The organism is Streptomyces argenteolus (genome assembly GCF_042902585.1).
GTDB lineage: Bacteria > Actinomycetota > Actinomycetes > Streptomycetales > Streptomycetaceae > Streptomyces > Streptomyces argenteolus.
The window spans coordinates 23,564-48,820 of sequence record NZ_JBIBEG010000019.1 but is presented as its reverse complement, the minus strand read 5'-3'; the positions used below and the strand labels follow the sequence as shown (position 1 = coordinate 48,820).

The 25,257-nt window shown below is 69.0% G+C and carries 22 protein-coding genes and 2 pseudogenes; 17 read left to right on the top strand and 7 right to left on the bottom strand.

Annotated elements, in window-relative coordinates; genetic code table 11:
• From ACFY8O_RS33885 to ACFY8O_RS33850, 8 genes and pseudogenes are all read left to right on the top strand, one after another.
• Positions 1–248 (top strand): alpha/beta fold hydrolase (locus ACFY8O_RS33885; protein ID WP_387909168.1); only part of this gene is annotated, 248 nt, incomplete at its 5' end.
• Positions 249–369: 121 nt separating this feature from the next.
• On the top strand, positions 370–969 hold the full coding sequence (locus ACFY8O_RS33880) for a sulfite oxidase-like oxidoreductase (protein WP_387909166.1): 600 nt from the start codon (positions 370–372) through the stop codon (positions 967–969).
• 2 nt (positions 970–971) lie between these two features.
• Positions 972–1,682 carry a ferredoxin reductase gene (locus tag ACFY8O_RS33875; RefSeq protein ID WP_387909164.1) on the top strand — a complete coding sequence of 237 codons (711 nt, stop codon included), beginning with the start codon at positions 972–974 and terminating at the stop codon, positions 1,680–1,682.
• Positions 1,683–1,730: 48 nt separating this feature from the next.
• Complete coding sequence (locus tag ACFY8O_RS33870; RefSeq protein ID WP_387909162.1) at positions 1,731–2,021, top strand: DUF6510 family protein; 291 nt, start codon at positions 1,731–1,733, stop codon at positions 2,019–2,021.
• A gap of 154 nt (positions 2,022–2,175) precedes the next feature.
• Positions 2,176–4,398, top strand: coding sequence for a catalase/peroxidase HPI (gene katG / locus ACFY8O_RS33865; protein ID WP_387909172.1), 2,223 nt, complete (start codon positions 2,176–2,178; stop codon positions 4,396–4,398).
• 13 nt (positions 4,399–4,411) lie between these two features.
• Positions 4,412–4,545, top strand: a pseudogene (locus ACFY8O_RS33860) (IS21-like element helper ATPase IstB); the annotation flags it as partial.
• Between the two features lie 81 nt (positions 4,546–4,626).
• A complete protein-coding gene (locus ACFY8O_RS33855; RefSeq protein WP_387909160.1) occupies positions 4,627–4,821 on the top strand; it encodes a helix-turn-helix domain-containing protein in 195 nt (64 codons plus the stop codon).
• Positions 4,822–4,842: 21 nt separating this feature from the next.
• On the top strand, positions 4,843–5,688 hold the full coding sequence (locus tag ACFY8O_RS33850; protein ID WP_387909158.1) for an IS630 family transposase: 846 nt from the start codon (positions 4,843–4,845) through the stop codon (positions 5,686–5,688).
• 137 nt (positions 5,689–5,825) lie between these two features.
• Here ACFY8O_RS33850 and ACFY8O_RS33845 read toward each other — a convergent pair whose 3' ends face one another.
• A complete protein-coding gene (locus tag ACFY8O_RS33845) occupies positions 5,826–6,176 on the bottom strand; it encodes a DoxX family protein (RefSeq protein WP_053629749.1) in 351 nt (116 codons plus the stop codon).
• Between the two features lie 96 nt (positions 6,177–6,272).
• Here ACFY8O_RS33845 and ACFY8O_RS33840 point away from each other — a divergent pair, with 96 nt between their 5' ends.
• From ACFY8O_RS33840 to ACFY8O_RS33825, 4 genes and pseudogenes are all read left to right on the top strand, one after another.
• Entirely contained in the window at positions 6,273–6,704 is a 432-nt protein-coding gene (locus ACFY8O_RS33840; RefSeq protein WP_387909155.1) for a winged helix-turn-helix transcriptional regulator, read from the top strand.
• A 920-nt stretch (positions 6,705–7,624) separates the two neighbouring features.
• Complete coding sequence (locus ACFY8O_RS33835) at positions 7,625–9,802, top strand: polyprenyl synthetase family protein (protein WP_387909153.1); 2,178 nt, start codon at positions 7,625–7,627, stop codon at positions 9,800–9,802.
• A gap of 709 nt (positions 9,803–10,511) precedes the next feature.
• Positions 10,512–11,704 (top strand): annotated as a pseudogene (locus ACFY8O_RS33830) (IS110 family transposase); the annotation flags it as partial.
• 910 nt (positions 11,705–12,614) lie between these two features.
• Entirely contained in the window at positions 12,615–13,157 is a 543-nt protein-coding gene (locus ACFY8O_RS33825) for a hypothetical protein (protein ID WP_387909151.1), read from the top strand.
• Positions 13,158–13,482: 325 nt separating this feature from the next.
• Here ACFY8O_RS33825 and ACFY8O_RS33820 read toward each other — a convergent pair whose 3' ends face one another.
• The 3 genes from ACFY8O_RS33820 to ACFY8O_RS33810 form a co-directional block, all read right to left on the bottom strand.
• Complete coding sequence (locus ACFY8O_RS33820; RefSeq protein WP_387909149.1) at positions 13,483–13,851, bottom strand: SET domain-containing protein-lysine N-methyltransferase; 369 nt, start codon at positions 13,849–13,851, stop codon at positions 13,483–13,485.
• A complete protein-coding gene (locus tag ACFY8O_RS33815) occupies positions 13,848–14,765 on the bottom strand; it encodes a hypothetical protein (RefSeq protein ID WP_387909147.1) in 918 nt (305 codons plus the stop codon). The genes ACFY8O_RS33820 and ACFY8O_RS33815 overlap by 4 nt, the downstream gene beginning before the upstream one ends.
• A 512-nt stretch (positions 14,766–15,277) precedes the next feature.
• A complete protein-coding gene (locus tag ACFY8O_RS33810) occupies positions 15,278–15,844 on the bottom strand; it encodes a hypothetical protein (RefSeq protein ID WP_387909145.1) in 567 nt (188 codons plus the stop codon).
• 410 nt (positions 15,845–16,254) lie between these two features.
• Between ACFY8O_RS33810 and ACFY8O_RS33805 the strand changes: the two genes are divergently transcribed.
• From ACFY8O_RS33805 to ACFY8O_RS33795, 3 genes are read left to right on the top strand one after another with little or no spacing between them, the layout of a single operon-like run.
• On the top strand, positions 16,255–17,760 hold the full coding sequence (locus tag ACFY8O_RS33805; protein ID WP_387909143.1) for a pyridoxal phosphate-dependent decarboxylase family protein: 1,506 nt from the start codon (positions 16,255–16,257) through the stop codon (positions 17,758–17,760).
• Positions 17,757–18,932, top strand: a complete 1,176-nt coding sequence (locus ACFY8O_RS33800; protein ID WP_387909141.1) for a M24 family metallopeptidase — start codon at positions 17,757–17,759, stop codon at positions 18,930–18,932. Before ACFY8O_RS33805 ends, ACFY8O_RS33800 begins: the two co-directional genes overlap by 4 nt.
• Positions 18,929–19,783, top strand: coding sequence for an EamA family transporter (locus tag ACFY8O_RS33795; protein WP_387909139.1), 855 nt, complete (start codon positions 18,929–18,931; stop codon positions 19,781–19,783). Before ACFY8O_RS33800 ends, ACFY8O_RS33795 begins: the two co-directional genes overlap by 4 nt.
• A 53-nt stretch (positions 19,784–19,836) precedes the next feature.
• Here ACFY8O_RS33795 and ACFY8O_RS33790 read toward each other — a convergent pair whose 3' ends face one another.
• A complete protein-coding gene (locus ACFY8O_RS33790; protein WP_387909137.1) occupies positions 19,837–20,169 on the bottom strand; it encodes a hypothetical protein in 333 nt (110 codons plus the stop codon).
• A 397-nt stretch (positions 20,170–20,566) separates the two neighbouring features.
• Here ACFY8O_RS33790 and ACFY8O_RS33785 point away from each other — a divergent pair, with 397 nt between their 5' ends.
• Together ACFY8O_RS33785 and ACFY8O_RS33780 are read left to right on the top strand one after the other, a co-directional pair.
• A complete protein-coding gene (locus ACFY8O_RS33785; protein WP_387909135.1) occupies positions 20,567–21,652 on the top strand; it encodes an acyl-CoA dehydrogenase family protein in 1,086 nt (361 codons plus the stop codon).
• 662 nt (positions 21,653–22,314) lie between these two features.
• Positions 22,315–22,830, top strand: a complete 516-nt coding sequence (locus tag ACFY8O_RS33780; protein ID WP_387909133.1) for an AfsA-related hotdog domain-containing protein — start codon at positions 22,315–22,317, stop codon at positions 22,828–22,830.
• A 158-nt stretch (positions 22,831–22,988) separates the two neighbouring features.
• On the opposite strand, the gene ACFY8O_RS33775 is transcribed toward ACFY8O_RS33780, so the two are convergent.
• Positions 22,989–24,452, bottom strand: coding sequence for an SDR family oxidoreductase (locus ACFY8O_RS33775; RefSeq protein ID WP_387909131.1), 1,464 nt, complete (start codon positions 24,450–24,452; stop codon positions 22,989–22,991).
• Positions 24,453–24,628: 176 nt separating this feature from the next.
• Positions 24,629–24,826: a hypothetical protein gene (locus tag ACFY8O_RS33770; RefSeq protein WP_387909129.1), complete on the bottom strand. Its 198-nt coding sequence runs from the start codon at positions 24,824–24,826 to the stop codon at positions 24,629–24,631.
• Between the last annotated feature and the right edge of the window lie 431 nt (positions 24,827–25,257).

Below are 25,257 nucleotides of genomic sequence, written 5' to 3'. Positions count from 1 at the left end.
TGGACTGTGTGGACGCCTTCGCCTCGACGGACTTCCACGAGGACCTGAAGAAGTTCGACATCCCCACGCTCGTCGTCCACGGGGACGACGACCAGGTGGTGCCGATCGACGCCACCGGCCGCAAGACCGCGAAGCTGGTGGCGAACGCGACGCTCAAGGTCTACGAGGGCGGTTCCCACGGCATCGCCCTCGTCCCGGGCGACAAGGAGAAGTTCAACAAGGACCTCCTGGACTTCCTCAAGAGCTGAGGCGGTCGGTCGGTCCACGCTTGCGGGCTCGCACCTGGATCTTTCGGGGGCGGGCCCTCGGCCGTTGATGGCCTCCTACCGGTCTCGGCGGGCCTCGAACACGAGGATGGATGCACAGGACATGAGCAATTTCTCTCCAGGTTTCCACGGTCGTACGCACCGCTTCGAGGGCCGACTGCCCCCGGGGCAGTACCCCACCGAGTCGTTTCCCGTGCTTTCAGCCGGCCCGACACCCACCGTCCACACCGAGGACTGGTCCTTCACCGTCACGGCGGAGGACGGACGGTCACGGCGGTGGGACTGGGAGGAGATGATGTCACTCCCCCAGGAAGACCTGACCGTCGACATCCACTGCGTCACACGGTGGTCGAAGTTCGACACCGCTTGGCGCGGAGTCTCCCTCGACACCCTCTTCGCCGAGGTGGAAACAGCGGCGGAGTTCGCCGTCGCGCACAGCGTCGGGGGCTACACCACCAATCTGCCGCTCGAAGATCTCCAGAACGGCAAGGCATGGCTTGCCCACACCTACGACGGCTTCCCCCTGTCGCCCGAGCACGGCGGTCCCGTACGGCTGCTCGTCCCCCACCTGTACTTCTGGAAGTCGGCGAAGTGGGTCGACGGGCTCAGCCTGTCCCTCCAGGACGATCCTGGCTTCTGGGAGTCGGTGGGCTACCACAATTACGGTGATCCGTGGCGCGAGCAGCGGACCTGGAGCGACTGACCATGAGCGTGTGGCGCAGCGCCCGCCTGGTCGAGCGGCTGGAGCAGTCCGCGACGGGCCGCACCCTTCTGTTCGATGTTGCCCGCTGGCCAGGACACCTCGCCGGCCAGCACGTGGATGTGCGACTGACCGGGGACGACGGCTATCACGCCGTTCGCAGTTACTCCCTGGCTGGTGCCGCGAGCGGGACCGGTCTCGAGCTGGGTGTGCAGGCCGTGCCGGGCGGCGAGGTCTCCCCCTACCTGGCGCAGCAGCTGCCGATCGGTGCCGAGGTTGAGGTGCGAGGGCCGCTGGGCGGGTGGTTCGTGTGGCGGCCGGAGCAGGAGGACCCGATCCTCCTGGTGGCGGGAGGCTGCGGGGTTGTGCCTCTGATGGCCATGATTCGGACCCATCGTCTGTCCGGCTCCGCCGCGCCGATGCGTCTGGTCTACTCGGTCCGCGATCCCGATCAGGTCTGGTACCGCGACGAGCTGACGGCGGGAGCAGCCGAGAACTCGGCCACCGCCCTCGTCTATACCCGAGGCGCACCGCGGGGATCGGCCCGGCCGCCCGGCCGGGTCACCGCCGACGACCTGATGCCACCTCGGGGTGCTGGTCAGCGGCCGTTGCTCTGCTACGTCTGCGGGCCCACCGGCTTCGTTGAACATGCCGCCAATCTTCTGACCGATGCCGGTCACGCACCCGACCGCATTCGCACCGAACGCTTCGGCTGACCCGCCCCCACGGCTGCCGCACGCAGCCTCTGCTCCCTGGAGAACACCGTGACCTTCCCGATCCATCGCGATGGCAACTCTCTCGCCGGCCCGCTGTCCCAGATCTTTTCCGTGGACCCGACTCTCGCCTGGCGGCGCTGCCCGAACTGCGGGCTCACCGGAACTCTCGCCCAATTGCGTGTCTACGGGCCGGAGCCCGGACTCACCGGGCGGTGTCCCGGCTGTGAAGCGCTGTCCCTGCGCCTGGTCGAGCACCCCGAACACCTCTGGCTTCAGATGGGTGCAGGCCAAGGAGCGTTTCGCTTCCCACGCCCTGACAGCCGGGACCGGAGAGCCTGAGAACCGGCAGCCGCCCTCCTGGGCGGTCCACCCGCTCTGCCGGGCCCGCGCCCGTCCCCGCCGGGTGCGGGCCTCGACCGTATCTGTTCCCTTCGCTCACCGATCTCCGAACCCGAAAGGTCTTCTCGTGCACGAAGAGCGTGTACCGGCCGACATGAAGTCGCTGCCCGACAACACCGACCCCGCGGCGGACGGCTGCCCCATGCAGCAGACCGCCGCCGACCCGATGAAGGGCGACGGCATCCGCCAGTGGTGGCCGAACCGCCTCAACCTCGACGTGCTGCGCCGTCATGAACGCTCCACCAGCCCGTACGGCGACGGCTTCGACTACGCGGAGGCGTTCGGCGGCCTGGACCTGGACGAGGTCAAGAGCGAGATCCTGCGGACGCTGACAACCTCCCAGGACTGGTGGCCGGCCGACTACGGCCATTACGGCCCATTCATCATCCGCATGGCCTGGCACCTGTCGGGCACCTACAGGGTCACCGACGGCCGGGGCGGCAACGGCGCGGGGCTGCAGCGCTTCGCCCCGGTCGGCAGCTGGCCGGACAACGTCAACCTGGACAAGGCCCGCCGTCTGCTGTGGCCGGTCAAGCAGAAGTACGGGCGGGCGCTGTCGTGGGCCGACCTGATGGTGCTCTCCGGGAACGTCGCACTGGAGTCCATGGGTCTGGAGACGGCAGGATTCGGCGGTGGTCGCGAAGAGGTCTGGGGCCCCGACGAAGCCGTGTACTGGGGCCCCGAGACGAACTGGCTCACCGACGAACGGCACAAGGACGACGGGGAACTGCTCGCACCGCTGGCCGCCGACACCATGGGCCTGATCTACGTCAACCCGGAGGGACCGAACGGCAACCCGGACCCGATGGCGTCCGCCACGGACATCCGGGAGACCTTCGCCCGCATGGCGATGAACGACGAGGAGACCGTCGCCCTCTGCGCCGGTGGGCACACCTTCGGCAAGACCCACGGCGCGGCCGGCGCCGACAGCCTGGGCCCCGAGCCCGAGGCCGCGCCGATCGAGCAGCAGGGCCTCGGCTGGAAGGGCTCCTTCGGGACCGGCAAGGGCAACGACACCACCACCAGCGGCCTGGAGGTGATCTGGACCGACACGCCGACCCGCTGGGACAACCGCTACTTCGAGATCCTCCTCGGATACGAGTGGGAACTCACCACCAGCCCCGGCGGCGCCCACCAGTGGAAGCCCAAGAACGGCGCCGGCGAGGGCACGGCCCCGGATCCGCACGATCCGTCCGTGCGCCGCACCCCGGCCATGCTCACCACCGACGTCGCGATGCGGGTGGACCCCGACTACGCACGGATCTGCCGCCACTTCCTCGACCACCCGGAAAAGTTCACCGACGCCTTCGCGCGCGCCTGGTTCAAACTGACCCACCGGGACATGGGACCCGTGGCCCGCTACCTGGGCCCTGAGGTACCGTCCGAGCACCTGCTCTGGCAGGACCCACTGCCCGAGCAGACCAATGCACCACTCGACGAGAACGGTGTCCAGGAGCTGAAGTCCCTCGTCCTGGCATCCGAAGTCCCGGTCGCGGACCTGGTGTGGCTCGCCTGGGCCTCGGCGTCCACGTTCCGGCGCAGCGACAAGCGCGGCGGAGCCAACGGCGCTCGCATCCGCCTCGAACCCCAGAAGGGGTGGAGCGTCAACGAGCCCTACCGGCTGAATACCATCCTGGAGGAGCTGGAGCGCATCCGTGAGACGTTCAACTCCTCCCGCCCCGCCGGGCACGGGGTCTCGACGGCCGATCTCATCGTCCTGGCCGGCACCGCAGCCGTCGAGAAGGCCGCAGCTGACGCGGGCCATCCCGTCGAGGTCGCCTTCACTCCAGGTCGGGTCGACGCCAGCCAGGAACACACCGAGATCGAAGGCTTCGCCAACCTCGAGCCCCTGGCCGACGGCTTCCGCAACCACCTCGGCAAGGACGACACCCTCCCAGCCGAGTACCGTCTCGTCGACCGGGCCGATCTGCTCGGCCTCACTCCGGAGGAGATGGCAGTCCTGCTCGCAGGCCTCCGTGTCCTCGGGGCGACCTACCAGAAGTCGGATCTGGGTGTCCTCACCACCACGCCCGGCGTACTGACCAACGACTACTTCGTCCACCTACTCGACCAGGACGTGACCTGGACCCCCAGCGCCCACGACCCGGAGATCTTCGAGGGCAAGGACGCCGCCGGAAAGCCGCGCTGGACCGGCAGCCGCAACGACCTCGTCTTCGGCTCCAACGCCGAACTCCGCGCCGTCGCCGAGATCTACGCCGCCGCCGACGGGAAAGCGCAGTTCGTCGAGGACTTCGCCGCAACATGGACCAAGGTCATGGACCTGGACCGCTTCGACCTGACACGGCACTCCAGGTAGAGACCGCCCCTCGACCGTCACCCACCCCCGCCTCTGCGCGCCATCGTCGACCGCCTCACCTTCGGCGGCGACATCATCGAAATCAGCACCGACTCCTACCGGCTGGCAACCACCCGTGCCCGCACTGAACAACAGCAGGTCAGCTGAACCACCCCGGAGGACTTGATCTCTATCGCGAACGAGTCCTATTGATCCGAAACGGTTTGGGTTCTGGGTCGTTGGTGGGGTGTGAGCGATCTGGTGGGGGACGCGCGGCATCTGTCACCGTCGGCGCAAGAGGCCCTGCGGTTGAGGGCGGTGGCCGCGTTGGTGGCGGGCCGGGACCGTGCGGACGTGGCGGCAGTCTTCGGCGTGTCGCTGAAGGCCGTCGACATCTGGTGGTCGAAGTGGCGGGCCGGCGGGCGAGAGGCGCTTGTCATGTAGCCGCGGGGCAAGCCGGTCGGGGTGCACCAGGTACTCGGGGAGGCCGAGCAGGCCGCCGTGCGTCAGGCGGTTCTCGACCATCGCCCGTGCGACGTGGACCTGGGCGGGCAACTGTGGACGCGGCGGCTGGTGGGCGAGCTGATCGCGAAGCTGTACCGGGTGAGGCTGACCGAGGTGGGGGTGGGCAAGTACCTGAAGCGGTGGGGCCTGTCCTTCCAGCGCCCGGACAAACGGGCTGTGGAACAGGACCCGGAGGCCGTGCGCCGCTGGCACGAGGAGACCTGGCCGGCGATCAGGGCGAAGGTGAGGAGGGACGGCGGCGAGATTCTCGTCGCCGACCAGGTCGGCATCCGCTCGGACCAGGTCACCGGCCGCACCTGGGGTGAGAAAGGGAAGACGCCCGTCGTACGGCGGAGCGGGAACCGGTTCTCCCTGAACGCGATGTCGGCGATCAGCACCAGGGGCCGGATGCACTTCATGGTCTTCACCGAGAGTTTCACCGCCGAGGTGATGTGTCGCTTCCTGGACCGGTTGGCCGGCCACTTCGACCACAGGGTCCACCTCGTCGTCGACGGGCACTCCGCCCACCGGTCCAAGAAGGTCCGCGACTGGCTCGCCGCCCACCCCGACGACGTCGAGCTGCACTTCCTCCCCGCCTACTCACCCGAGCTGGACCCCGACGAGCTGGTCAACGCCGACCTCAAGCACAGCCTGCCCCGGCAGCACCGAGCCCGCGATCAAGCCGAACTCGTGGCCGAAACCAGCCGCTTCTTCCGCCGGCGCCAGCGCCAGCCGCACATAGTCCGCGGCTACTTCGGCGGCCCACACGTCCGCTATATCCTGGACGAGGACCCCATGAGTTTCTGATCAATGCGCTGTGGCCCACGGCCACCGGCTGATCTTCGTTTGTCGATACAACTCACGATGATCAACGGTGGCCGTCGTCATCGGAGACCGACCCCACTCGGCACGATCAAGGCGGGCGTCAGACCAGCTGTCCGCTGTCAGAGGGTGGCAGCACGCAATGCGATCAGGGCGACGGAGGCCATGGTGAGGACCACCGCCGGAGACGCGCCCTTGCGGTCGCCGACGCGCAGGTGGAAGGCGACCGCCCCAGCGAAATAGAGCGCCAGGCCGATCGCGGCGGCGATTCCGACGGGTCCCCACCAGAGCCCGGCGATCACACCGGCCGCGCCCGCGATCTGAGCGCCGATCAGGAAAGCCATCATGCCCTGCGGCACTCCGAGGGTGGACATCTGCTCGGTGATATGCCGCGTCCGCAGAGACTTGGCCCCGGCCGATACCAGGAGAAGCGCCGACATGAACACGGTGACGACGGCAAGGGAGACGAACATACCTGAAACCTCAATCGTGCGAGATGCGAGTAAGGGGGCGTGCGCACCTTGACGACGATAGGCGGCCGTCAGGTACCTCTAGGTAACCTTCGGGGCATGAGCCTGCGACCCGGAATTGCCTTCCTCGCCGACTGTCCCGCTCTCCTGGCCATGGAGATCATCGCCAGCAAGTGGTCCATGGTCACGCTCTTCGCGCTGACCGACGGCCCGTTGCGCCACGGCGAGTTGGTCGAGCTGAGCGGTGGCATTTCGCGCAAGGTACTGACCCAGACGTTGCGCCGGCTCCAGGCCAATGGGCTCGTCGAGCGGCACGCGTACGCCGAGGCGCCGCCGCGCGTGGAGTACAGCCTGACCAATCTCGGGCGAACCCTGGAGGAGCCCATCAGGATGCTCACCGCATGGGCGCGGGAGAACGGCGAGGCGGTCGTCACCTTCCGGGAAGCAGCCCAGGCGGCCAGGACCATCGAGGCGGATCAGGCGACCTTGGTGAAGACTCCTCATGTCGATGAGAACCCGAGCCGTTTCTGATCAATAGGATCGGTCCACCCACCGTCTTTCACTGGAAGTGTTCATGCCTCGCCGGTCACCGGGCGAGATCAGGACGCAGCTCACGCAACGCCGAACGCACCATCGGCGGGCACCCATGATCCGCGGACTGTCCGCCTCGGCAAACAGGCAGATCGCCGACTTCGAACGAGGCCACGGCCTCCCCGCGGGCGAAGTCGCACACTCGTTCCGCCGCTGGAACACGTCTGTCCGCTGGTCACGCGCAGACCACGAACTGTTCTACGAGCGCGATGACGCAGACCTCCGCAACGGGGAGTATCACGTCCGCACACTCCTGGAGATCGCACTCCATGCTCTGAGGTCCAAGGCACGACGCGAGCTGAGCGCAGTGATCGGTCCCGCAGACGAACGCGTGCTTGACCGCACGCTCAACAACCCCTTCGCACCCCAAGACCTCCCCTGGTGGATGCGTCGAATAGGTGTCTGAACCTCCAGCCGTTCCTGGTTCTGACCGACATCTCCAGACACTTCAAGCTAGAAGCGTTGCCAGCACTGGCCGACATCCGTTCTTCGTATTCGCCTACGCAGCCACCAGCCTCAACCGCCAGATTATGCTCACGCTCACGGGGCCCGCCGCCTCCGGTTCTCTTCGACGGACGTCTCGCTGTCCTCACGATCATGCAGCCGGCACTGGACCTGACGGCCTGCCAGTCGGCGCAGGGCCTGACGAGCCAGGCCGGAATCACCACCCTGGTCATCACCTGACCGAGTAGCCTGAACGGGACGATGCCCTCAATCAGATGGATATCGGGTGCCCAATGTCGGACTTGACAGGCAATCACTCGGCGGAAGCCGTCCCGGCGAACGAGCCCACCGCGCTTCGGTACCTATCGCCGCTAGGTGAACAGGGTGACCCGGATGCGCCGCACGAGGCTGCCGGAATGGAATGGTGGTACGTCAACCTCCACCTGACCACTGCGGGCGGTGAGCCTGTGTCGGTGTTCGCCGCGTTCTTCCGGGTCGGTGAACGCCGCCCCGACGGGACGGCAAGGTACTCCCACACGATGGCGGCCGCGTGGAGTGAGCCGGGACGCCACCGCTACACCCAGCTCACCTGCCTAGACCCGACCAATCTCGCGCTCATCCGGTCGGTGCTGCGGCACGACCGGGCCTATGCCCCCCTCCTGCGGGAGGCGCTGCAACGGCTGGTGTCGGCCGACGTCCCTCCGCTGCCGGACCTGCCGCTCGAGGGCGCAGTCACCTTCGGTTCTTCTCCCTTCCACATCGGTTACGGTCCGCACGGCGGACTGCTGCGCGACGAGGAAGGGCGCTACCACCTCGAACTCACGCACCCACGCACCGAGTACGCACTGCGCTGCGTGCTGACACCGCGGAAGCCGGCCTTGTGGCAGGGAGACACCGGCGAGGTGGCCGGGCTGGGTGACGGCGAGGAGGGCATGCGCTACTACAGCATCACCCGACTTGACGCCACCGGCAGCGTCACGCTCGACGGTGCCCTCCACGACATCGCCACTGGCAGTGCCTGGTACGACCACGAGTGGGGCATCAACCTCATCAGGGCCGAGCAGGGCTACGCCCGCAGTGAGCCAGAATGGGACTGGTGCGGCCTGCACCTGGACAACGGCTACGACCTCTCCGTGTCCACCTGGCGAAAGACCGACCACCGAACCGGGACCAGAAAGACAGCGGACCGGATGTCTCTCCTGGTCGACCCGCGGGGCACGAGCGCGATGGCACTCGCCGACTGGACACTGGAACCGCAGGCAAGCTGGACCTCACTGGCCACCTGCAACCGGTACCCCGTCGTATGGCGACTGACGGCCCCGTCACACGGCATCGACCTGGAACTGCGGGCCTCCTACCCACAGCAGGAGGTGCGGACCATCACCGTGCACCGCGGCTTCTGGGAAGGAAGGGTCGAAGCCGTCGGCACCTTCAGGCACCGCCCCGTCAGCGGCACCGGTTTCGTCGAGGTCAAGCCGGCACAGGTACTGCCCAGCCTCGACCCGCTGATGGCGACGATCGGCGCCGAGACCAGGGCGCAGGTCGAGCTGTTCTACCCGGCCGAACCGGGACCGGACACGACGGATGATCTCATCGGCCCCGTCGCTCCGTCGCTCCTGGCAGCGGTACCCCACCAAGTGCTGCACCACTCCCTGGCCGCTCCGGTACGGCACACCATCGAGGGCATCGGCAAGAGCTGGCGATCCTTCGCCTTCGCTGCCGTCCTGGAGTCGCTCGGAAGCGACAGCGACCCCTACCGGCCCCTGCTCGCGGCAGTGGAACTGCTGCACACCGGTAGCCTGATGGTCGACGATGTACAGGACGCTGCGGAACTCCGCCGCGGCCGGACGGCCGCCCACCGGCTCTACGGCCAGGCCACCGCGATCAACGCCGGCACGGCGGCGTATTTCACCTTCGACCGCGCACTGAGGCTCATCCCCCTGGACCCCGACGATCGGCTGCGGGCCTACGAGGTGCTGTGCTCCATGCTGCGTGCCGCGCATGCCGGGCAGGCGCTCGACATCGCGGGCAGCGACGACGCCGACTTTCCCCTGGAGGACGGGCGGGTCCTGGGTGAACGCGTCCTCGCCGTGCACCGCCTCAAGACCGCTCTACCCGTCCGCGCCCTCGCAGAGATCGGCGCGGTCCTGGCGGGAGCGACACCCGCCCAGCAGGAGGGGTTGTGCGCGTACTTCGAGGCTCTTGGACTCGGTTACCAGATCGCGGACGACGTTTTCGACCTGCTCGGGCACCGGACACATGAGGGGACCGTCCGCAAGGATCCGGGCGAGGACATCCGCAACGGCCGCCTCACCTACCCGCTCACCTGTGCCCTCGAGATCCTTCCGGAAGACTCGGCACGCCGGCTCTGGAGCCAAGTCCGGACTCGTGGACACCGCGAGCCCGACATCACCTCTTGCATCGAAATGATCACCGGCTGCGGAGCGACCGACCTGGCGCTCTCCCGCGCACGGACAATGGTGGACCGGAAGTGGGCGGCGCTCGAACCCCACCTTCCCAACTACCCCGTTACCGCGGTACTGCGTTCCCTCGGGTTCTACGCCGTCACCCGTGACGCCGAACTGAACGGCTGAGCGTCGTCCCCTCGGGGGAGGGCCACGAAGGGATGCGTCGGCCTCGACCCGCTTCTCTGCCGGCGCCATCGGCGATCTGTTTTCCGAAGGGGATGGTGTGCGAAGCGGGTCTACCCGCAACGGGCCATGCACGCCACCCTTTGTGCCTATGGCGGTCTCACCCGTTTTCAGCGGATGCTGGAGGTCACGTGTGCGGCTGGCCGCACCACACTGCTGCATTCGCCGTCCTACGCGTCCGATCCGGGGCCACATCGCAGCTGAGCGCGTCGCAGCTGAAGGTGTGCTGATCTTCGACTATGTCGGGGACCGTTACCTGCCCGGTCCCGGCACCCTGTCCACCGAGTGGCCGGAGATCCTTCGCACCGCCGACGGCGATATCGAGGTGCTCGACCGCAGGACGCGGTCGGTCTCGCCGCTCAGTGGATCGCTGATGTCGGTCCTGACCTTCACCTGCGAAATTCTGCAGGTCACGAGCGGCGCCCCGGTGGTGCCGAAGCACTCGTACAGGAAGCTGATAGTGCCTGAAGCACTCCTGATCCAGCAGTTCAGGCAGGCTGGGCTGAAACTGTGCAATGTCGGCCCCGTGGCGGAGTGGTCGACCTACCACCGCGACCGCATTGCCCAGACCGGTGACCTCGTGGATGCGCGCGCACGACACCGATGCCGAGGCCGGCACCCTGGACACACCTTGGGGAGAGGGAGAGTAACGATGCTCGACACCACCGAGGTGGGTATTTTCCTGGGCCTGGACGTCGGCAAGAGCGCCCACCAGGGGCACGGTCTGACTCCGGCCGGGAAGAAGGTCTTCGACAAGCAGCTGCCAAACAGTGAGCCGAAGCTGCGGGCCGTCTTCGAAAAGCTGGCCGCGAAGTTCGGCAGGGTGCTGGTAATCGTCGACCAGCCGGCCTCCATCGGCGCCCTGCACCTGGCCGTGGCCCGGGACACCGGCTGCAAGGTCGCCTACCTGCCAGGACTCGCGATGCGCCGGATCGCCGACCTTTACCCGGGCGAGGCGATGACCGATGCCAAGGACGCGGCAGTGATCGCGGACGCCGCCGCACCCTGCCCCACGTCCTGCGCTCGCTCGAACTCGCCGACGAGATCAGCGCCGAGCTCACCGTCCTGACCGGCTTCGACCAGGACCTCGCCGCCGAGGCCACCCGGACCAGCAACCAAATACACGGCCTGCTCACTCAGTTCCACCCCAGCCTGGAGCGCGTCCTGGGCCCCCGGCTGGACCACCAGGCCGTCCCCTGGCTCCTCGATCGTTACGGGTCCCCGGCCGCCCTGCGCAAAGCCGGACGACGCAGACTCGTCGAGCTGATCTGCCCGAAAGCCCCGCGCATGGCCGCACGGCTGATCGACGACGTCTTCGGCGCCCTGGACGAACAGACCGTCACCGTCCCGGGCACCGGCACTCTCGACATCGTCGTGCCCTCCCTGGCCCGCTCGCTCGCCGCCGTCCACGAACAGCGCCGGGCCCTGGAAACCCAGATCAGCACCCTACTGGAGGCCCACCCTCTTTCCCCAGTCCTGACCTCGATGCCCGGCGTCGGCGTCAGGACCGCCGCAGTCCTGCTGACCACCGTCGGCGACGGCACCAACTTCCCCACCGCCGCCCACCTCGCCTCCTACGCGGGCCTGGCCCCGACAACGAAGTCGTCGGGGACCTCGATCCACGGCGAACACGCCCCACGAGGCGGAAACCAGCAGCTCAAGCGAGCCATGTTCCTGTCCGCCTTCGTCTGCATGAGCGCCGATCCCGCCTCCCGGGCCTACTACGACAAACAACGAGCCCGCGGAAAGACACACACCCAAGTCCTCCTCCGCCTCGCCCGCCAGCGCATCAGCGTCCTGTTCGCGATGCTCCGCGGCGGCACCTTCTACGAGCTTCGCCCCCCCCCAGCGCCGCCCTCGCCGCATGAACGGGACCAACAACCCCGACACCGACAGCGCGGGATTGACGAACGACATAGAGGCCCCCCGGCGGCTTCCCGTGGGTTACGTGGACTATCGACAGGGTGGGCTGTGCGGCCATGGGCGGACTCATCACGGTACTGGCGCGCAGCCCGAAGGCGCCACTGTGGCTCGGACCGGTCCTGGGTCCACCGGCTTCCTGGGTGGGTTCACGACCTTGTCCGCTCTCGCCGCGGTGTACCGGCTGCTGAGCACCGGGGACCGTCTCACCGCGGTCGCCTATGTCGCGGCGACTCTCACGGGCGCGCTCGTGGCCGTCGCCGCGTGCGCGGCAGTGACGTCACGGAGGCCGACTGCGGGGGCGAGGACGGGAAGGTGACGGGGTCGGACTGGGGTGTGGCTCGCGCTCGGCGCCGCGGTCGACGCCCCCGTGCGGTACTGGGGCGGTGTTCTCGGCGGGTCGACCGAGCGGCGCACCTTCCCCGTCGGTACGTTCGCGGTCACCTGCTCGGCCTGCTTCCTGCTGGGCTTCGCGCTGCGGATGGACGTGGCGCAGGCCCGGGGTGTGTCCGGTGTGGGCCGGAACCGTGATCGGCCGACGCGTCTGGTAGGTGACCCGCCACGCGACGGCCGCCCTTCGCTCACACTGCAGGCTATGGCCTGTCGAGCTCGTGCGGTGGGGGCGACCTCGCAACTGCCATGTGGGCCTCAAGCTTCGGGGCCGCACACAGATGGCGGACAACCGCCGCTTCACACCCGTGTGCAAGACGCGCGAGTAGAGCACGTCCTGGGGGCGGTATGCACACTGGCCCGTCAGGGCTATGGCGTGGCACGGGTCCCAGGAGCAAGGTGATGGCCCGGACACCCCTGTTCGTCCCACGCAGAAGGAGCGCTCATGCGCCGCTCTCCGGTCGTACTTTCCACCCTGACTCTGACCCTCACCGTCGCCCTCGGCGTCACGGGCGCAGCCCCCGCATCCGCAGGCAGCATTTCGTCGCTGGTGGACGTCACCTGCCCGTTGGGCACGCAGACCAGCACCTATCAGCCTGGTCTGACCTACACGCCGCGCCAGACGACGTTCACAGCTGAGGGAAGTCTCGCGCCCTGCGTGTCTCTCAGCCACCCGGAGATCGTCGGTGCGGAGTTCACGGCGGTAGGCCAGGGTCAAGCAAGTTGTACTGGCGCGGACTTCTCCGACGTCAGCATCTACCGCTGGAACACCGGGCAGACCAGCAGGGTCGAGGGACGGCTGACCATCAACTTGAAGCCCAGCGGCCAGACGGTTCTCGTCCGCGTCGGTGAAGTGACCAACGGTCTTTTCGAAGGGGCGACGGTCACGCAGACCAAGGTGCTGCCTGCGTTGAACCTGCTGGACTGCCTGACGACCGACGGTCTGCAGAACGACAGCGGTGCGCTGAGTCTCACGGTTGCGCTGTGATCCGACCCGTCGCACGGGACGACGACTCCACTCAGTCCTTCGGCGCATTCCGCGGGCTCATCGTGAATAGCACTTCATGACAGGCCTCCGGCGACGCGACCGAGTTTGACGCCCGGGGCTCACGCACTCGCCGCGAGTGCCACCTACACCTGTGTCGGCGGCGCGGTGAACTCGGCCCGGCCCACCTTCGCCTGGCCGGGGAAGCCGACTGCTTCCCCACCACGTCGCCCCTCCCCGGCCCACGGCCGGGGAGGGGCTTTCAACGGCACCGCCTTCAGCCCGACCGGGCTGAAGGCGCGGTAGATCAGCTCACGGACGTGGCCATTCACGTTGCCGGGGCGAACCACAGAGGGTTCGTGCCACCGTTGGTGTAGTCGACAGTTATCTCCACGCCCGGAAGGACAGCCCTTACGGCCACGATGTGAATCGTGCCGGCGTCGAAGTCCTTGCGATAGCGGGCGAGCGGTTCGTGGGAGTGGTTGTACAGGCTGCCGTATCCGAGCGCGAAGGCTGCGGCTCCGCCCTGCCAGTAGAAGTAGTACTCGTACAGGAGTGTCTGGTCGAGGAGTACACGTTGTCCTGCCGGAACGACGAGAACTGGACAGCATTCCACCACCTCGCCCGGCGCGAAGGAACGAGTCGCGTAGACCCCGCGACCGTGGGTGGCTGAAGGGCGAATCTCAAGATCACTCACTGCGACCGGCTTCCGCTGCGCTGCGGGTCTTTCACGGCTCTGTACCAGCAGTTGGGTTCGCCGAGCATGCCGAGGTCACCGGTCTGGGCAATGCGGTCGCGGTGGTAGGTCGACCACTCCGCCACGGGGCCGACATTGCACAGTTTCAGCCCAGCCTGCCTGAACTGCTGGATCAGGAGTGCTTCAGGCACTATCAGCTTCCTGTACGAGTGCTTCGGCACCACCGGGGCGCCGCTCGTGACCTCCAGAATTTCGCAGGTGAAGGTCAGGACCGACATCAGCGATCCGCTGAGCGGCGAGACCGACCGCGTCCTGCGGTCGAGCACCTCGATATCGCCGTCGGCGGTGCGAAGGATCTCCGGCCACTCGGTGGAAAGGGTGCCGGGACCGGGCAGGTAACGGTCCCCGACATAGTCGAAGATCAGCACACCTTCCGGAGCCAGCGCACGGGCCAGAGCCGCGATCAACTCTGCGTGACCATCCGGGTCCGTCAGGTCACCCAAGCTGTTCCCGCCCAGGAATACGAGTTCGGCACCTTCGCGGGGCAGCACCTCTCCCGCGTCACGGACATCGCCCTGGCAGACAGTAAGCCTGTCGGCGACGGACGACGGCACGTTGCGCGACAGGCCTGCGGATAGGCTGCCCAACGACAGATCAACAGCTATCAGTTCGTGGCAGCCTCGCTCCAAAAGAGGCGCCACGTGGCGCAGGGTGCCCGCGCACGGCAGATACACGGTCCGTGGTGCCGGGCGGTCGTAAATACGTAGGACCGCTTCCACATCGGCCCGGCTGAGTGGCATGTCGAAGTGGATCTCACCGGCCAACCGCATCAGTGGCTCATTGTCGTAGTGCTCCTCGACCAACTGCAGCAGATCTCGCCCCCACCGCGCTCGTGCCCCGCGGATGGGATGCACGCGTAGAGGCTCGGACACCGGAACACCTTCCTCCCGTGACTGTCGGGCTGCGGGAGTTTCCACACGCACAGCTGACGACGCGCTCAGCTGCGATGTGGCCCCGGATCGGACGCGTAGGACGGCGAATGCAGCAGTGTGGTGCGGCCAGCCGCACACGTGACCTCCAGCATCCGCTGAAAACGGGTGAGACCGCCATAGGCACAAAGGGTGGCGTGCATGGCCCGTTGCGGGTAGACCCGCTTCGCACACCATCCCCTTCGGAAAACAGATCGCCGATGGCGCCGGCAGAGAAGCGGGTCGAGGCCGACGCATCCCTTCGTGGCCCTCCCCCAAGGAGCGTGCCGCACCGTTCCCGCACGACTGTGCCGGGGCCGCGGTTGTCGGCCGCCCCGGCCCACCGGCCTGCCCGGTGTCCGGCGTGCCGACCCGGTGCGTTGGGGACGGGGAACCGACGACGCCCCGGCTCGTGCCCGTCGGCCCGGCGTGCTGCCTGCCGGACCGACCCGTCTCCGCTAGACCGGAGCGATGACGAGCGAGTTGACCACGCTGTTCGTCTCGCTCAGCCCTCCGTCGAGGCAGGCGGTCAGATCCAGGTTCGGCTCGACGGTCACCCGGGTGGCGGTCTGCCCGGCGCCCAGGCCCGCGGTCACGGCCCCGATGCTGGTCACCGTGACAGTACCGTCCGCCGCACGGACCGCGGTGCTGCTCGCGAAGACGATGGTGCTGGAGGTGCCCGTGTTCCAGTGGTACGTCGTGGTGATCGAGGTCAGCGGGCTCTGTACGGAGGCCAGACAACTGGTCGAGGGGGCATAGGCCGAGAAGCTGCCGGACCCGCTGCTCACACCGCTCAGCAGCGACGTGCAACTGAAGTTGTCGGTGATGTACAGGTTCGTCGGCTGGGGAGTGTAGGTCAGGGGCGGCGTGTACGCGGTGTTGCGCGTGCCGGTCAGGCAGGTGATGTCCACGGGGGTCGCGGATGCCGGCGCTGCCAGCGTCAGCACACCGATCGCTCCCAGCCCCAGCGCGACGACGGCCGGGACAACACGACGGGGCTTCCTCGGCTGCTTCTTGTCTTTCATGGCAGAACCTTTCTTCGCTCCTACGGGATGTGTTCCACGCTGCCACCGAGGCGTCGACCCGGTACATGGGCTGTTCGAGCCAGCGCACGACACCGGCACCGCCGTGTGTCCTGACGGACCACCCGCGCACGCCGGGCGCACCCGTTCGGCGACCCAGGCAGATCCCGCGAGGCACCCGGTGACACGGCGTCACACCGGCGTGCGGGCGACCGAGGGCGTGCGCCGGATCCCGCCGGACGACTCCGTGCGCCCTCACTGCTTCTCCTGGAGAGTTCCCGGGCGTGGCGCCTACGCGCTCCCCCTGTGACGCTGGTCCGTGAGGCATCGCTGCCCGTCGGCAGCCCTTCGTTGGGCATCGGCCCGCGGCCCGGCGAGACCTCTCGCGCCAGCACCTCCGGGAGGGACATGACATGACCGGTATAGATCTCAGCAGCCTGGCCGGGAGCGACGAAGGCCTCCGAGCGCTGCAAGGGCTGGTGCAGGCGGTGACGGAGGCAGCCCGGGCGGGCGCGCGTCGGCGACCGGGACCGGTGGCGCCCGGGGGCCCCGTCCGGGCGGCGGAGCGGAGCGGTGATGTGCTCCGGCAGGTCCTGCCCGAGGAAGGGCTCACGGACGTGCAGGCGCTCGTCCCGCTGGTGGAGGCCTTCGCCTGGGGGAGTGTCGATCTGGCCTCGCCCGCCACCGCGGCCTTCCTGCAGTGCCCCTCGCTGACCGTGGCCGCCGCCGCGGACCTGGTGGTCAGTGCCTTCAACCAGTCGGTGGACGTCTGGGACAGCGGCCCGTTCGCCCTCGAACTCGAGAAGTCGGTCATGGCAGGCCTCTGCCGACTCGTCGGGCTTCCCGACACGGCGACCGGAGTGATGACCCCTGGTGGGTCCATCGCCAATCTCCTCGCGGTGATCATCGCCCGTGACGTGCGAGGCTCCGCTCTCAGCGGCATCGACCTCACCGAAGAGGGGCTGCAGGCAGCACCGTACCGGCTGCGGATCGTCTGCTCCGCCGAGGCGCACGTCAGCGTCGAGCGGGCAGTGGCCGCCGCAGGCCTGGGCAACACGGCGGCCCTCGTCGTCGGCGCCGGTCCCGACGGGCGGATGACGGCGGACGCCGTACGCACGGCCCTTGCCGGTCTACCGGCCGACCACCTGCCGTTCGCCCTGCTCGCCACGGCCGGCACCACCGACCTCGGCGCGGTCGACGAGCTGCCCGGCCTGGCCGCACTCGCCCGCGAACGGGGCATGTGGTTGCACATCGACGCCGCCTACGGAGCCGGCATGCTCTTCTCCCCTCGTCTGAGGCCGTTGTTCACCGGCATCGAACAGGCCGATTCCGTCACGCTGGACTGGCACAAATTCGGATGGCAACCCGCTTCCTCCAGCGTCCTGCTCCTCGCCGACGCCCGGAACTTCGACCCGCTGAGCCGCGAGGTTCCTTACCTGAACCCCTCGGACGACGAAGAGGCCGGCTTCCCCAACCAGCTCGGCCGCACCCTGGAAACCACCCGCCGGGCCGACGTCCTGAAGGTCGCGGCGTCCTTCCGCCACCTCGGCCGGCGCGGCATGGCGGAGCTGATCGACCACTGCCACGCCATGGCCCGCCACGCGGAACGACTGGTCGCCGCGCATCCGAAGCTCGAGGCGGCCGCCTCGGTGATCCTCACCCGTCTGGTCTTCCGCTACCTGCCGGAGCGGCGCGACCTGACCGACGAGATCAACGCAGGCCTCCGTAGGAGGCTGCTGAACGAGGGCCGCGTCGTCATCGGACGCACCGTCCGGCATATCGACGCCGTCCCCCGCATCCATCTGAAACTGACGCTCATCAACCCGGTCACCACACCCCGCGACGTCGAGGACCTCATCGACGCCGTCGTCCGCGCGGGAGAGGCCGAGGAGTGTGCTCACCAGGGGGAGTCCTCGTGACCGTAGCACCGCAGCTCCTACCCGTCGCCGCCGCGCGCACCGCCCGCGCCGACCGGCTCTCCTCGTGGATGCGCCACAAGGGTCTGGACCATCTCCTGCTCACCGCACCGGACCAGATCCGCTACGCCACCGACTACCGTGCCCAACTCGTGAGCGAGAGCACCGACTGGTACGCCGCCGTCGTCGACGCCGACGGCGAGGCCGAAATCTTCGTGCCCTTCACCGACCACGTCATGGAGCGGCCTGAGCCCGCGGTTGACCGGCTCCGCCGCCTGCACCCGGCGCCGTCCTGGGCTCCCGCCGCGTGTCAGCCCCGCCAGTGGGTCACCGGCCTCTCAGTCGTCCTGCGGGCCCGCGGCGCCCGACGCGTCGGCTTCGACGTCCTGGACGCGGCGCTCCTGCACGACCTGTGGACCGATCTGCCGCGACTGAGCTTCCTGCCCTGTGCGGCTGAACTCTTCACGCTACGGGCGGTCAAGGACGATAGCGAGATCCAGCTGATCGACATCGCCTGCCGCATCAACACCGCCGCCCTGGACAAGGCCGTGCAAGCGGCACAGCCGGGCATGCGGGACCACGACCTGCTCGCGGTGGCCGCCGAACACCAGCACAGCCTGGGCGCGGAGTTCCTCACCCACTCCGTCTGCAACATCCGCAAGGGCAGCGGCAGCTGGTTCGCCGACGGCGCCCCCCTGCGCGAAGGTGAACCCTTCTTCCTGGACACCGGCTGCCACGGACCCGGCGGCTACGCCTCCGACGCCGCACGCACCGGCTTCCTCGGGGAACCTCCCCCGGCCGTGAGCCGGGCATGGTCACACCTGCTCACCGCCTACGAGGAAGGACGGAACGCCGCCCGCCCCGGCGTACGGTGTTCCACCGTCCACGACACCATGAACGCCTACCTCCTCCGCCACGACCTGCCGCCCACGCCCTACGGCACAGGGCACGGCGTCGGTCTGCGCTGCTGCGAACTGCCGTCCGTGAATGCGGCAACGCGGATGGACACCGACGACACCCTGCGCGTCGGCCACGTCATCGCCCTGGAACCCGAGACCGCGGTCGAGGTCGAGGGACGCCTCATGGTACTCAAGATCGAGGACAACTTTGCCGTCACGCCCTCCGGTCTCCGCTGCCTCACCCGCGCCACCACGAGTGACGACTCCGCGCCGTGACCACGCTTCTCGCGCTGGGGGCCGCCCTCTTCTACGGAGTCTCGGACTTCGCCGGCGGCCTGGCCGCCCGCGCCCGCCGTCCCGCCGCCGTCCTCCTGGCCGCCCAGACGACGGCCACCGCGGCCCTGCTGCTCTGCCTGCCCTTCGCCACCGGCCGGCCCGACGGCACGGAACTGCTGCTGGGTGCCAGTGCCGGTGGGTGCGCCGCTGTAGGAAGCCTGTGCCTGTACACGGCGCTCGCCCGCGGGCCCATGACCACCGCCGCCCCCCTGACGGCGGTGCTCGTCGCCGCCCTGCCCTTGGGCTTCGCCCTCCTCACCGGAGAACGCCTGGGCCCCACCGCCTGGGCCGGAGCACCCTTGGCCGTGCTGTCCGTCGCACTTATCGCCCGGCCCGGCACCGCGCCGTCGTCCGCGATCGAGCGAGCCACGGTCCTCCACGCGACCGTCTCCGGCGCCGCCTTCTCGGCCTTCTTCGTCCTCCTCGCCCGCACCGACCCCACCTCGGGACTCACACCACTCGCCCTCGCCTACCTCACCGCCACGTGCGCATTCGCGGCGTCCGCCCGGCTCGTACGCGGCAAGCGCTCAGGCCGACTGCAAGAAACCGGCTTTCCCTGGCGGTTGAGCCTGACCGCCGGGCTGACCGAACTGGCGGCCCACCTCTGCTACCAGTACGCCGCACGCGAGGGTCTCCTGGGAATCGCCGCTGTCCTCACCGCCCTGTATCCCGCGGCCACCACCCTCCTGGCATCTGTCGTGCTACGGGAACGCCCCACCCGGACGCAGCTGGCCGGATACCCCTTGGCGGTCGGCGCCGTCGTCCTGCTCGCGCTCGCCTCTCCCGGATGAGTGACGGCCCGTGCCTGTGAGGGGACAACGGCCGCTGGCGGTCGCCGCCGTTGCTACGGCAAGGTGAACCGAACGGAGGCGAACGGGAACACGGCGGCGTTGCCCGGGTTGACCACTGTCCCCAGGAGGGTGCAGTTGAGGTCGGTGTAGGTGGTGGCGCGCGCGTTGGTGTTGTTGAAGCCGCTCAGCGCCGTGCTGGTGACGTAATAGCAGGTTCCCTCGCTGGGATCGACGATGCGGTTGTTGCCGCCCAGCAGGTCGCTGTACTCGAAGGAACCGGTGATGGTGCTTTCGGAGGCCGAGGCGGGGATACCGGTCGCCCCCACGAGAAGAACGCTGGACGCTGCCGCAACCGTACAGAGGGCGATACGACGGAAGATGTGCATGGGTCTCCTTAAGGGGAAGAGCTCGCCCGCCGCATCCGAGCCTGAGAGGAGCCCAGTTACAGGTGCGCGGATGAGACGGAGGAAGTGGGTGTGATGCCACCGTGCTCGCAGGATGCACGCATGACAACCACGAAGGTTGGACGTGGGTCCGATGGGGCCGTTGTGTACGGCCGAGGCGAAGCACAGGGTGGAACAAGGGGCGCACTTCGCTGATTGCGCGCCGTCGGGATGCGCTGGTCACGTTGCCCCGCGCCGGTATCCCGATGCGCGCGTCTCACCACCCGGATCGCGCCACGCGCGCCGTACGGTGCCTGGGGTCTCCTCGACACTTCGATGAGGCGCCAGGCATGCTGATGCGAGGCATTCCCGGACCGAGCGTCGGCCGAAGGAGTCTCTGGTGGACACGACACCTCACCCCCTGACCGGCCAGGCACGCAGGCTCGCCGAAGACCTCCTCGCGCCGCATGCCCAGCGCATCGATCAGGAGGGCGTTCCCCTCTCCCACGTCGACGCGTTGCGTGCTTCCGGTCTTCTCGGTACCAGCGCGCCCACGGCGTACGGAGGGGCCGGGGCGCCCGACGCGATCGCCCGGGAGGTCCAGGAGATTCTGGCCGGCGCCTGCTGTTCGACATGGTTCGTCCAGACACAACATCACACCCCGGTTCGCCTTCTGGCCCGCTCTGAAAGCTCCGCGCGGGACAGCCTGCTGCGTCCGCTTGCCACGGGAGCGCTCATGGCCGGGATCGCCTACGCCCATGTGCGTGCGTATCCTCGCGCACTCGTGAGTGCCACCCCGCAGGGACGGGGCTGGCGCTTCGACGGAGCCGTGCCCTGGTACACGGGCTGGGGGCTGAATGACGTGATGCTGCTGGCAGGCATCAGCGACGAGGCCGAAGTGGTGTTCGCCTTCGCCGACGCCCGGGACCAGCCCGGACTCGAGGCGTCACCGCCGATGCGGCTCGCGGCTCTGTCCGCAAGCCGGACGGTGTCGCTGAAGCTGGACGGCCTGTGGCTCCCTGAGGCGTCCGTGATGCTGAGGGCAGCGCAAGAGACATGGGCGCGTCATGACGCGGCACGTGGTGCCAACGCCTCCCCAGCGGTGTTCGGTGTCGCCTACGCCGCCCTGCGGTTGCTGGAGCAGACATCGGGTACGGCGGAGTCGAGCCGGACGCTTCGCGTGCGGCTCGACGAGGTGCGCTGGCGCGCCTACACCCTCGCAGAGCACCCGGAGCCGGAGGAACACCTGGCCGAGCGCCTGCACCTGCGGACGCAGGCGTACCACCTGATGCGCGCGGCCACGACCGCCGCGGTGGTCGCCGGGGGCGGCCGCACGATGGACCTGGACAGCCCGGCACAGCGTCTCGCCCGGGAAGGCATGTTTCTGCTGATCCAAGGACAGACCGCGCAGGCCCGGTCGGCGCACCTGCGGTCGCTCACCGCAGCGGTCGAACTCCGGCATCAACCGCTGGAGGGCGAAGTGTGAAGCCTTCGTCCTCGGCTGGGCCCGAGGCGCCGCATGGTGAGCAACGAGAGAATCGCCGCACTCTTTACGCCTCTGTCCCGCGATGCGATTCTGCGATGCACGAGAACGAATACCGGAGCCGCCGGGTGAGCCTGGTCTGAACGAGGACCTGCCGCACGCTCCTCGCGCAGCCGCCTCTGCCTCCACGGGCGGTTTTGGAAGACCGGCAGGTTCGTCGTTCTCCGGCCAACATCAACCTCTTCGCGGAGACGATACATGTGAGCGACGATTGTTCCGCAGCGCGCGTGCCACCCGGCCTGGCCGGAGTGACGTCTGATGAAGACACCGTGATAGCGCATCTCCGTGCGGCGGGGGAGAATGTGTACCTGTTTCGGCTGCGCATTCCGCACGGACATCCCTATTTCGGTGATCGCGGAAGCCGAAACCTTCCCCACGACGCACTTCTGGTCCGCACCGTCGTGGAGCAGTGCGCCTACGCCTCCCTCCAGTCCGCCGGTCTGCTCCGTGACACGGAGGTGCCTCTAAACACCATGTCGAGCAGTCGGCTTCATGTGGCAGGCGGTGTGCTCGACGAGACCCGAGACAGGCTGGCCGCGCGGTGCCGGGTCGATCCAGTGAGTGCCTCGCACAGTGGACGTACCCGGGGGGTGAAGGCGTCCTGCGTGCTCACCTCCACCACGAGCGGGGAAGCGGTCGCTGTCGGCGAGACGTTGGCCGGCGTCCTGGAGCGGCGTCTCTACCGGGCGTGGCGCGGCCCGTCGGTCACTCGTGCCGGCAACCTGCACCACCCGCCCCAGGACGGAGGGGATGCGCTACGAGCCGTCCGGGAGCGGCCGGAGAACCAAGTCCTGTCGGACCTGAGCCGGCGGCCGGACGGCCGCGTCGTCGCCTTCCTGCGCCTGCCGACCCCGCACCGCTACCTGCTGCCGCCGCCCTCGGACCACGTGACAGGCCGCCTGTTCGCCGAGGCGACGCGACAGATCGTCCTCGCGGGGACCGCCCCTGGCGCCACCGTGTCGGCGCTGCGGCTCGCGTTCCTCCATCTGTGCACGCTGGACGGTGCGGTGCGGATCGAAGGCGGCGTGGTGACCTCCCGGACAGGCGTCGCCACGTGGCAGGTGAGCTTCCACAAGGCGAGGACGACCGTGTGCGCTGCGACTGCCGAGACGCTCAGGTGACCCGGCGTCCGCGACCACCTGACGGGATCATGGATCCGGCGTCCGTGCCGCTGCCGCGGTGGCCAGGACGACTCCATGGAAGCCGCTGATCCGCAGCAGAACAGCCCCGTTCGCGTCGACAGCCCGGTAGACATCGTCGGCGGAGTCGTGGTGCACGGTCAGGCCCTGCGGATGGGACAGGGCGAGATCCGTGTCGGACCACGGGGCGTACAGGTCGATGCGGGAGATGTGGCGGGGGACCACGACGTCGTGCGTGCCGCTCTCCGGGGTACGAGGGTGCGCGCCCGCAGTGCCGCGCACCGCAACGGACCGTGCACGGGAAGGCCTTCCAGCATGGACTGTCCCCGCAGTGTTTCCGGCCGGGGGCGCCAGAGAGCGGCCGGCCCGCTCCCGGTGTCACGCCAGCGCCAGGTGTTGACGAGCGGACCCGTCAGGCGCACAGGTGAGTCGGGGTAGGAGTACGAGTCGGGCGGCAGTGGGCGCACCGGGCCGGCCAACGGCGGCACCCGTTCCGCGGAGGGCGGATCGTCGAGGACGACCCGGGCGGCGAAGCAGGGGTGTTCCCGCGCGGCGTGCCCGGTCATGGCGGTGCCGCCATGGATGGTGACGGAGACGGTGGTGGGTCCGGCGCCGCCCTCGGTGCGGGCACGCAGGGTGTAGGCCCGTCGGGCGAGGCCCTGTGAAGGGCGGACGAAGGCTTCGAACGAGGCGCCGACGATCCAGGCCGGGGTGCTGCCGGGGTGGAGGGCGAGAGCCGCCTCGGTGGCGGCGGCCAGGACGAAGGTGCCGGGAACCGCGGGACGGACACGCACGAGGTGGTGGCCGAGGTTACGGTGTTCGGGACCGTCCAGATCGAGTTCCCACCAGGCTTCCCTGTCGGATCCGGAGCGAACGTCGCCGGTGTGGAAGACGGGCTGGCCGCTCGTGCGCCCCGCCGACATCCCGGTGGTGCGCGGCTCCGGCGCCCTTCGCGATGCGCGGTCCTGAGCGGTTCCGTGTTCTTCCTCCCTCGCCAACAGTGCAGGCAACTCTCCTCGCAGCAGTGCGCGTTCACGCTCCCCGAGGTAGCGCTGGAACCAGGTCCGGCACGGTCCGGGCCGTTCTCCCGGAGGAAGTGCGCCACGCCCTCGGCATCGCCGACGGCGGTGGGCGACCGTGCGCGGTGAGCCGGTCTGCGAGGGCCGGGGCGCGGCGAAGTAGCCGCTCTCGCGCCACAGGGGGAAGCCGAGCGTGACCTCCCCTGTCGCCTCGGGGAGGTCGGCGGCGGCAGCCAGATACGCGTTGGCCGGTCCGTAGTCGATCTCCCCGCGCAACGGATGGACGGCCGCCACGCTGGCCACGTTGCACCACAGGCGAGGGCGCGGGCGGGCGAAGGCCTCCCGGAGCAGGTGATATCCGGTGCTCTTGACCTCACGCACCAGGCGGAAGTCGTCGAGCGTCTTCCGTTCCAGGGGAGCGGTGCGGCGACGAGGCGCGGCGTGGACGAACAGGTCCACGCGGTCGTGGCACGAGCGGACCTGACGGGCCGCGGCGTCGACGGCCTCGGGATCGGTGATGTCACAGACCACGTAGTGCACAGCCGTACGGCCTGCGGCCTCGCGCAGCCTGCCCAGGTTGAGCACCGCCCTCCGGCCCGCCAGCTCGCGGTCGGCCAGACGGGGGCATCTGCCACCCGGCGCTCACCGGAGCACAGGTGGCGGGCGATCAGGTCCGCGCGCAGTGCCGGGAGCTGGTCGTCGGGCGTGTTCGGGACCTCCGACGGCAGCCGGTCCGGGTCCGTGGTGCCGAGCCACAGCGCCTAGACGTCACGGCTCGCGACGAGGGCGGTGGTCACGCCGCCCGCTCCGTAGCTCGCCAGGACGACCTGCCGGCCGGCGTCGCCACCGGCCTCCTGCCCCGGGGGCAGCGGCTGCAACACGAGTTCGTGCTCGTGGCGGCGGCCGTCGTCATACCCCACGGCGCCGGACTCCTCGGAGCTGCGCCACTCGCGCGCCATGCGCTCCCACGCCGAGCCGGGGTCGTCGGTACCGGACGCGCGACCCGCAGCGGAAGCTCCGGGTGATCGGCGCGCAGGGCGGGGACGAGTGCCGTGAACAGAGCTGCCTGGGGGTGTTCCGCGGGACCGAGGACCGCTACGCCCAGCGATCCGACGGCCGCTCCCGTGCGCGTCCGGGCGAGCGCCCGCAGGCGCAGTTCCTGCAGGCCCTGGGCGGCGGGGCCAGGAGCCCGCAGCCACGCATCGGGGCGAGCCAGGACACGTGTCTGCCCGGCCGCGCGGTCCACGGCGTCGTGCACGGCCGCCTGCGAACCCGGCCTGAGGTCCGGTGTTGCTTCGGGTCGGTGCACAGCAGGACGGCATCCGCGCGGTCCGCGAGATGCCTGAGGCGGGCGGCGGTGAGGGCATCGTCACTGAGCAGCAGGGCGCGG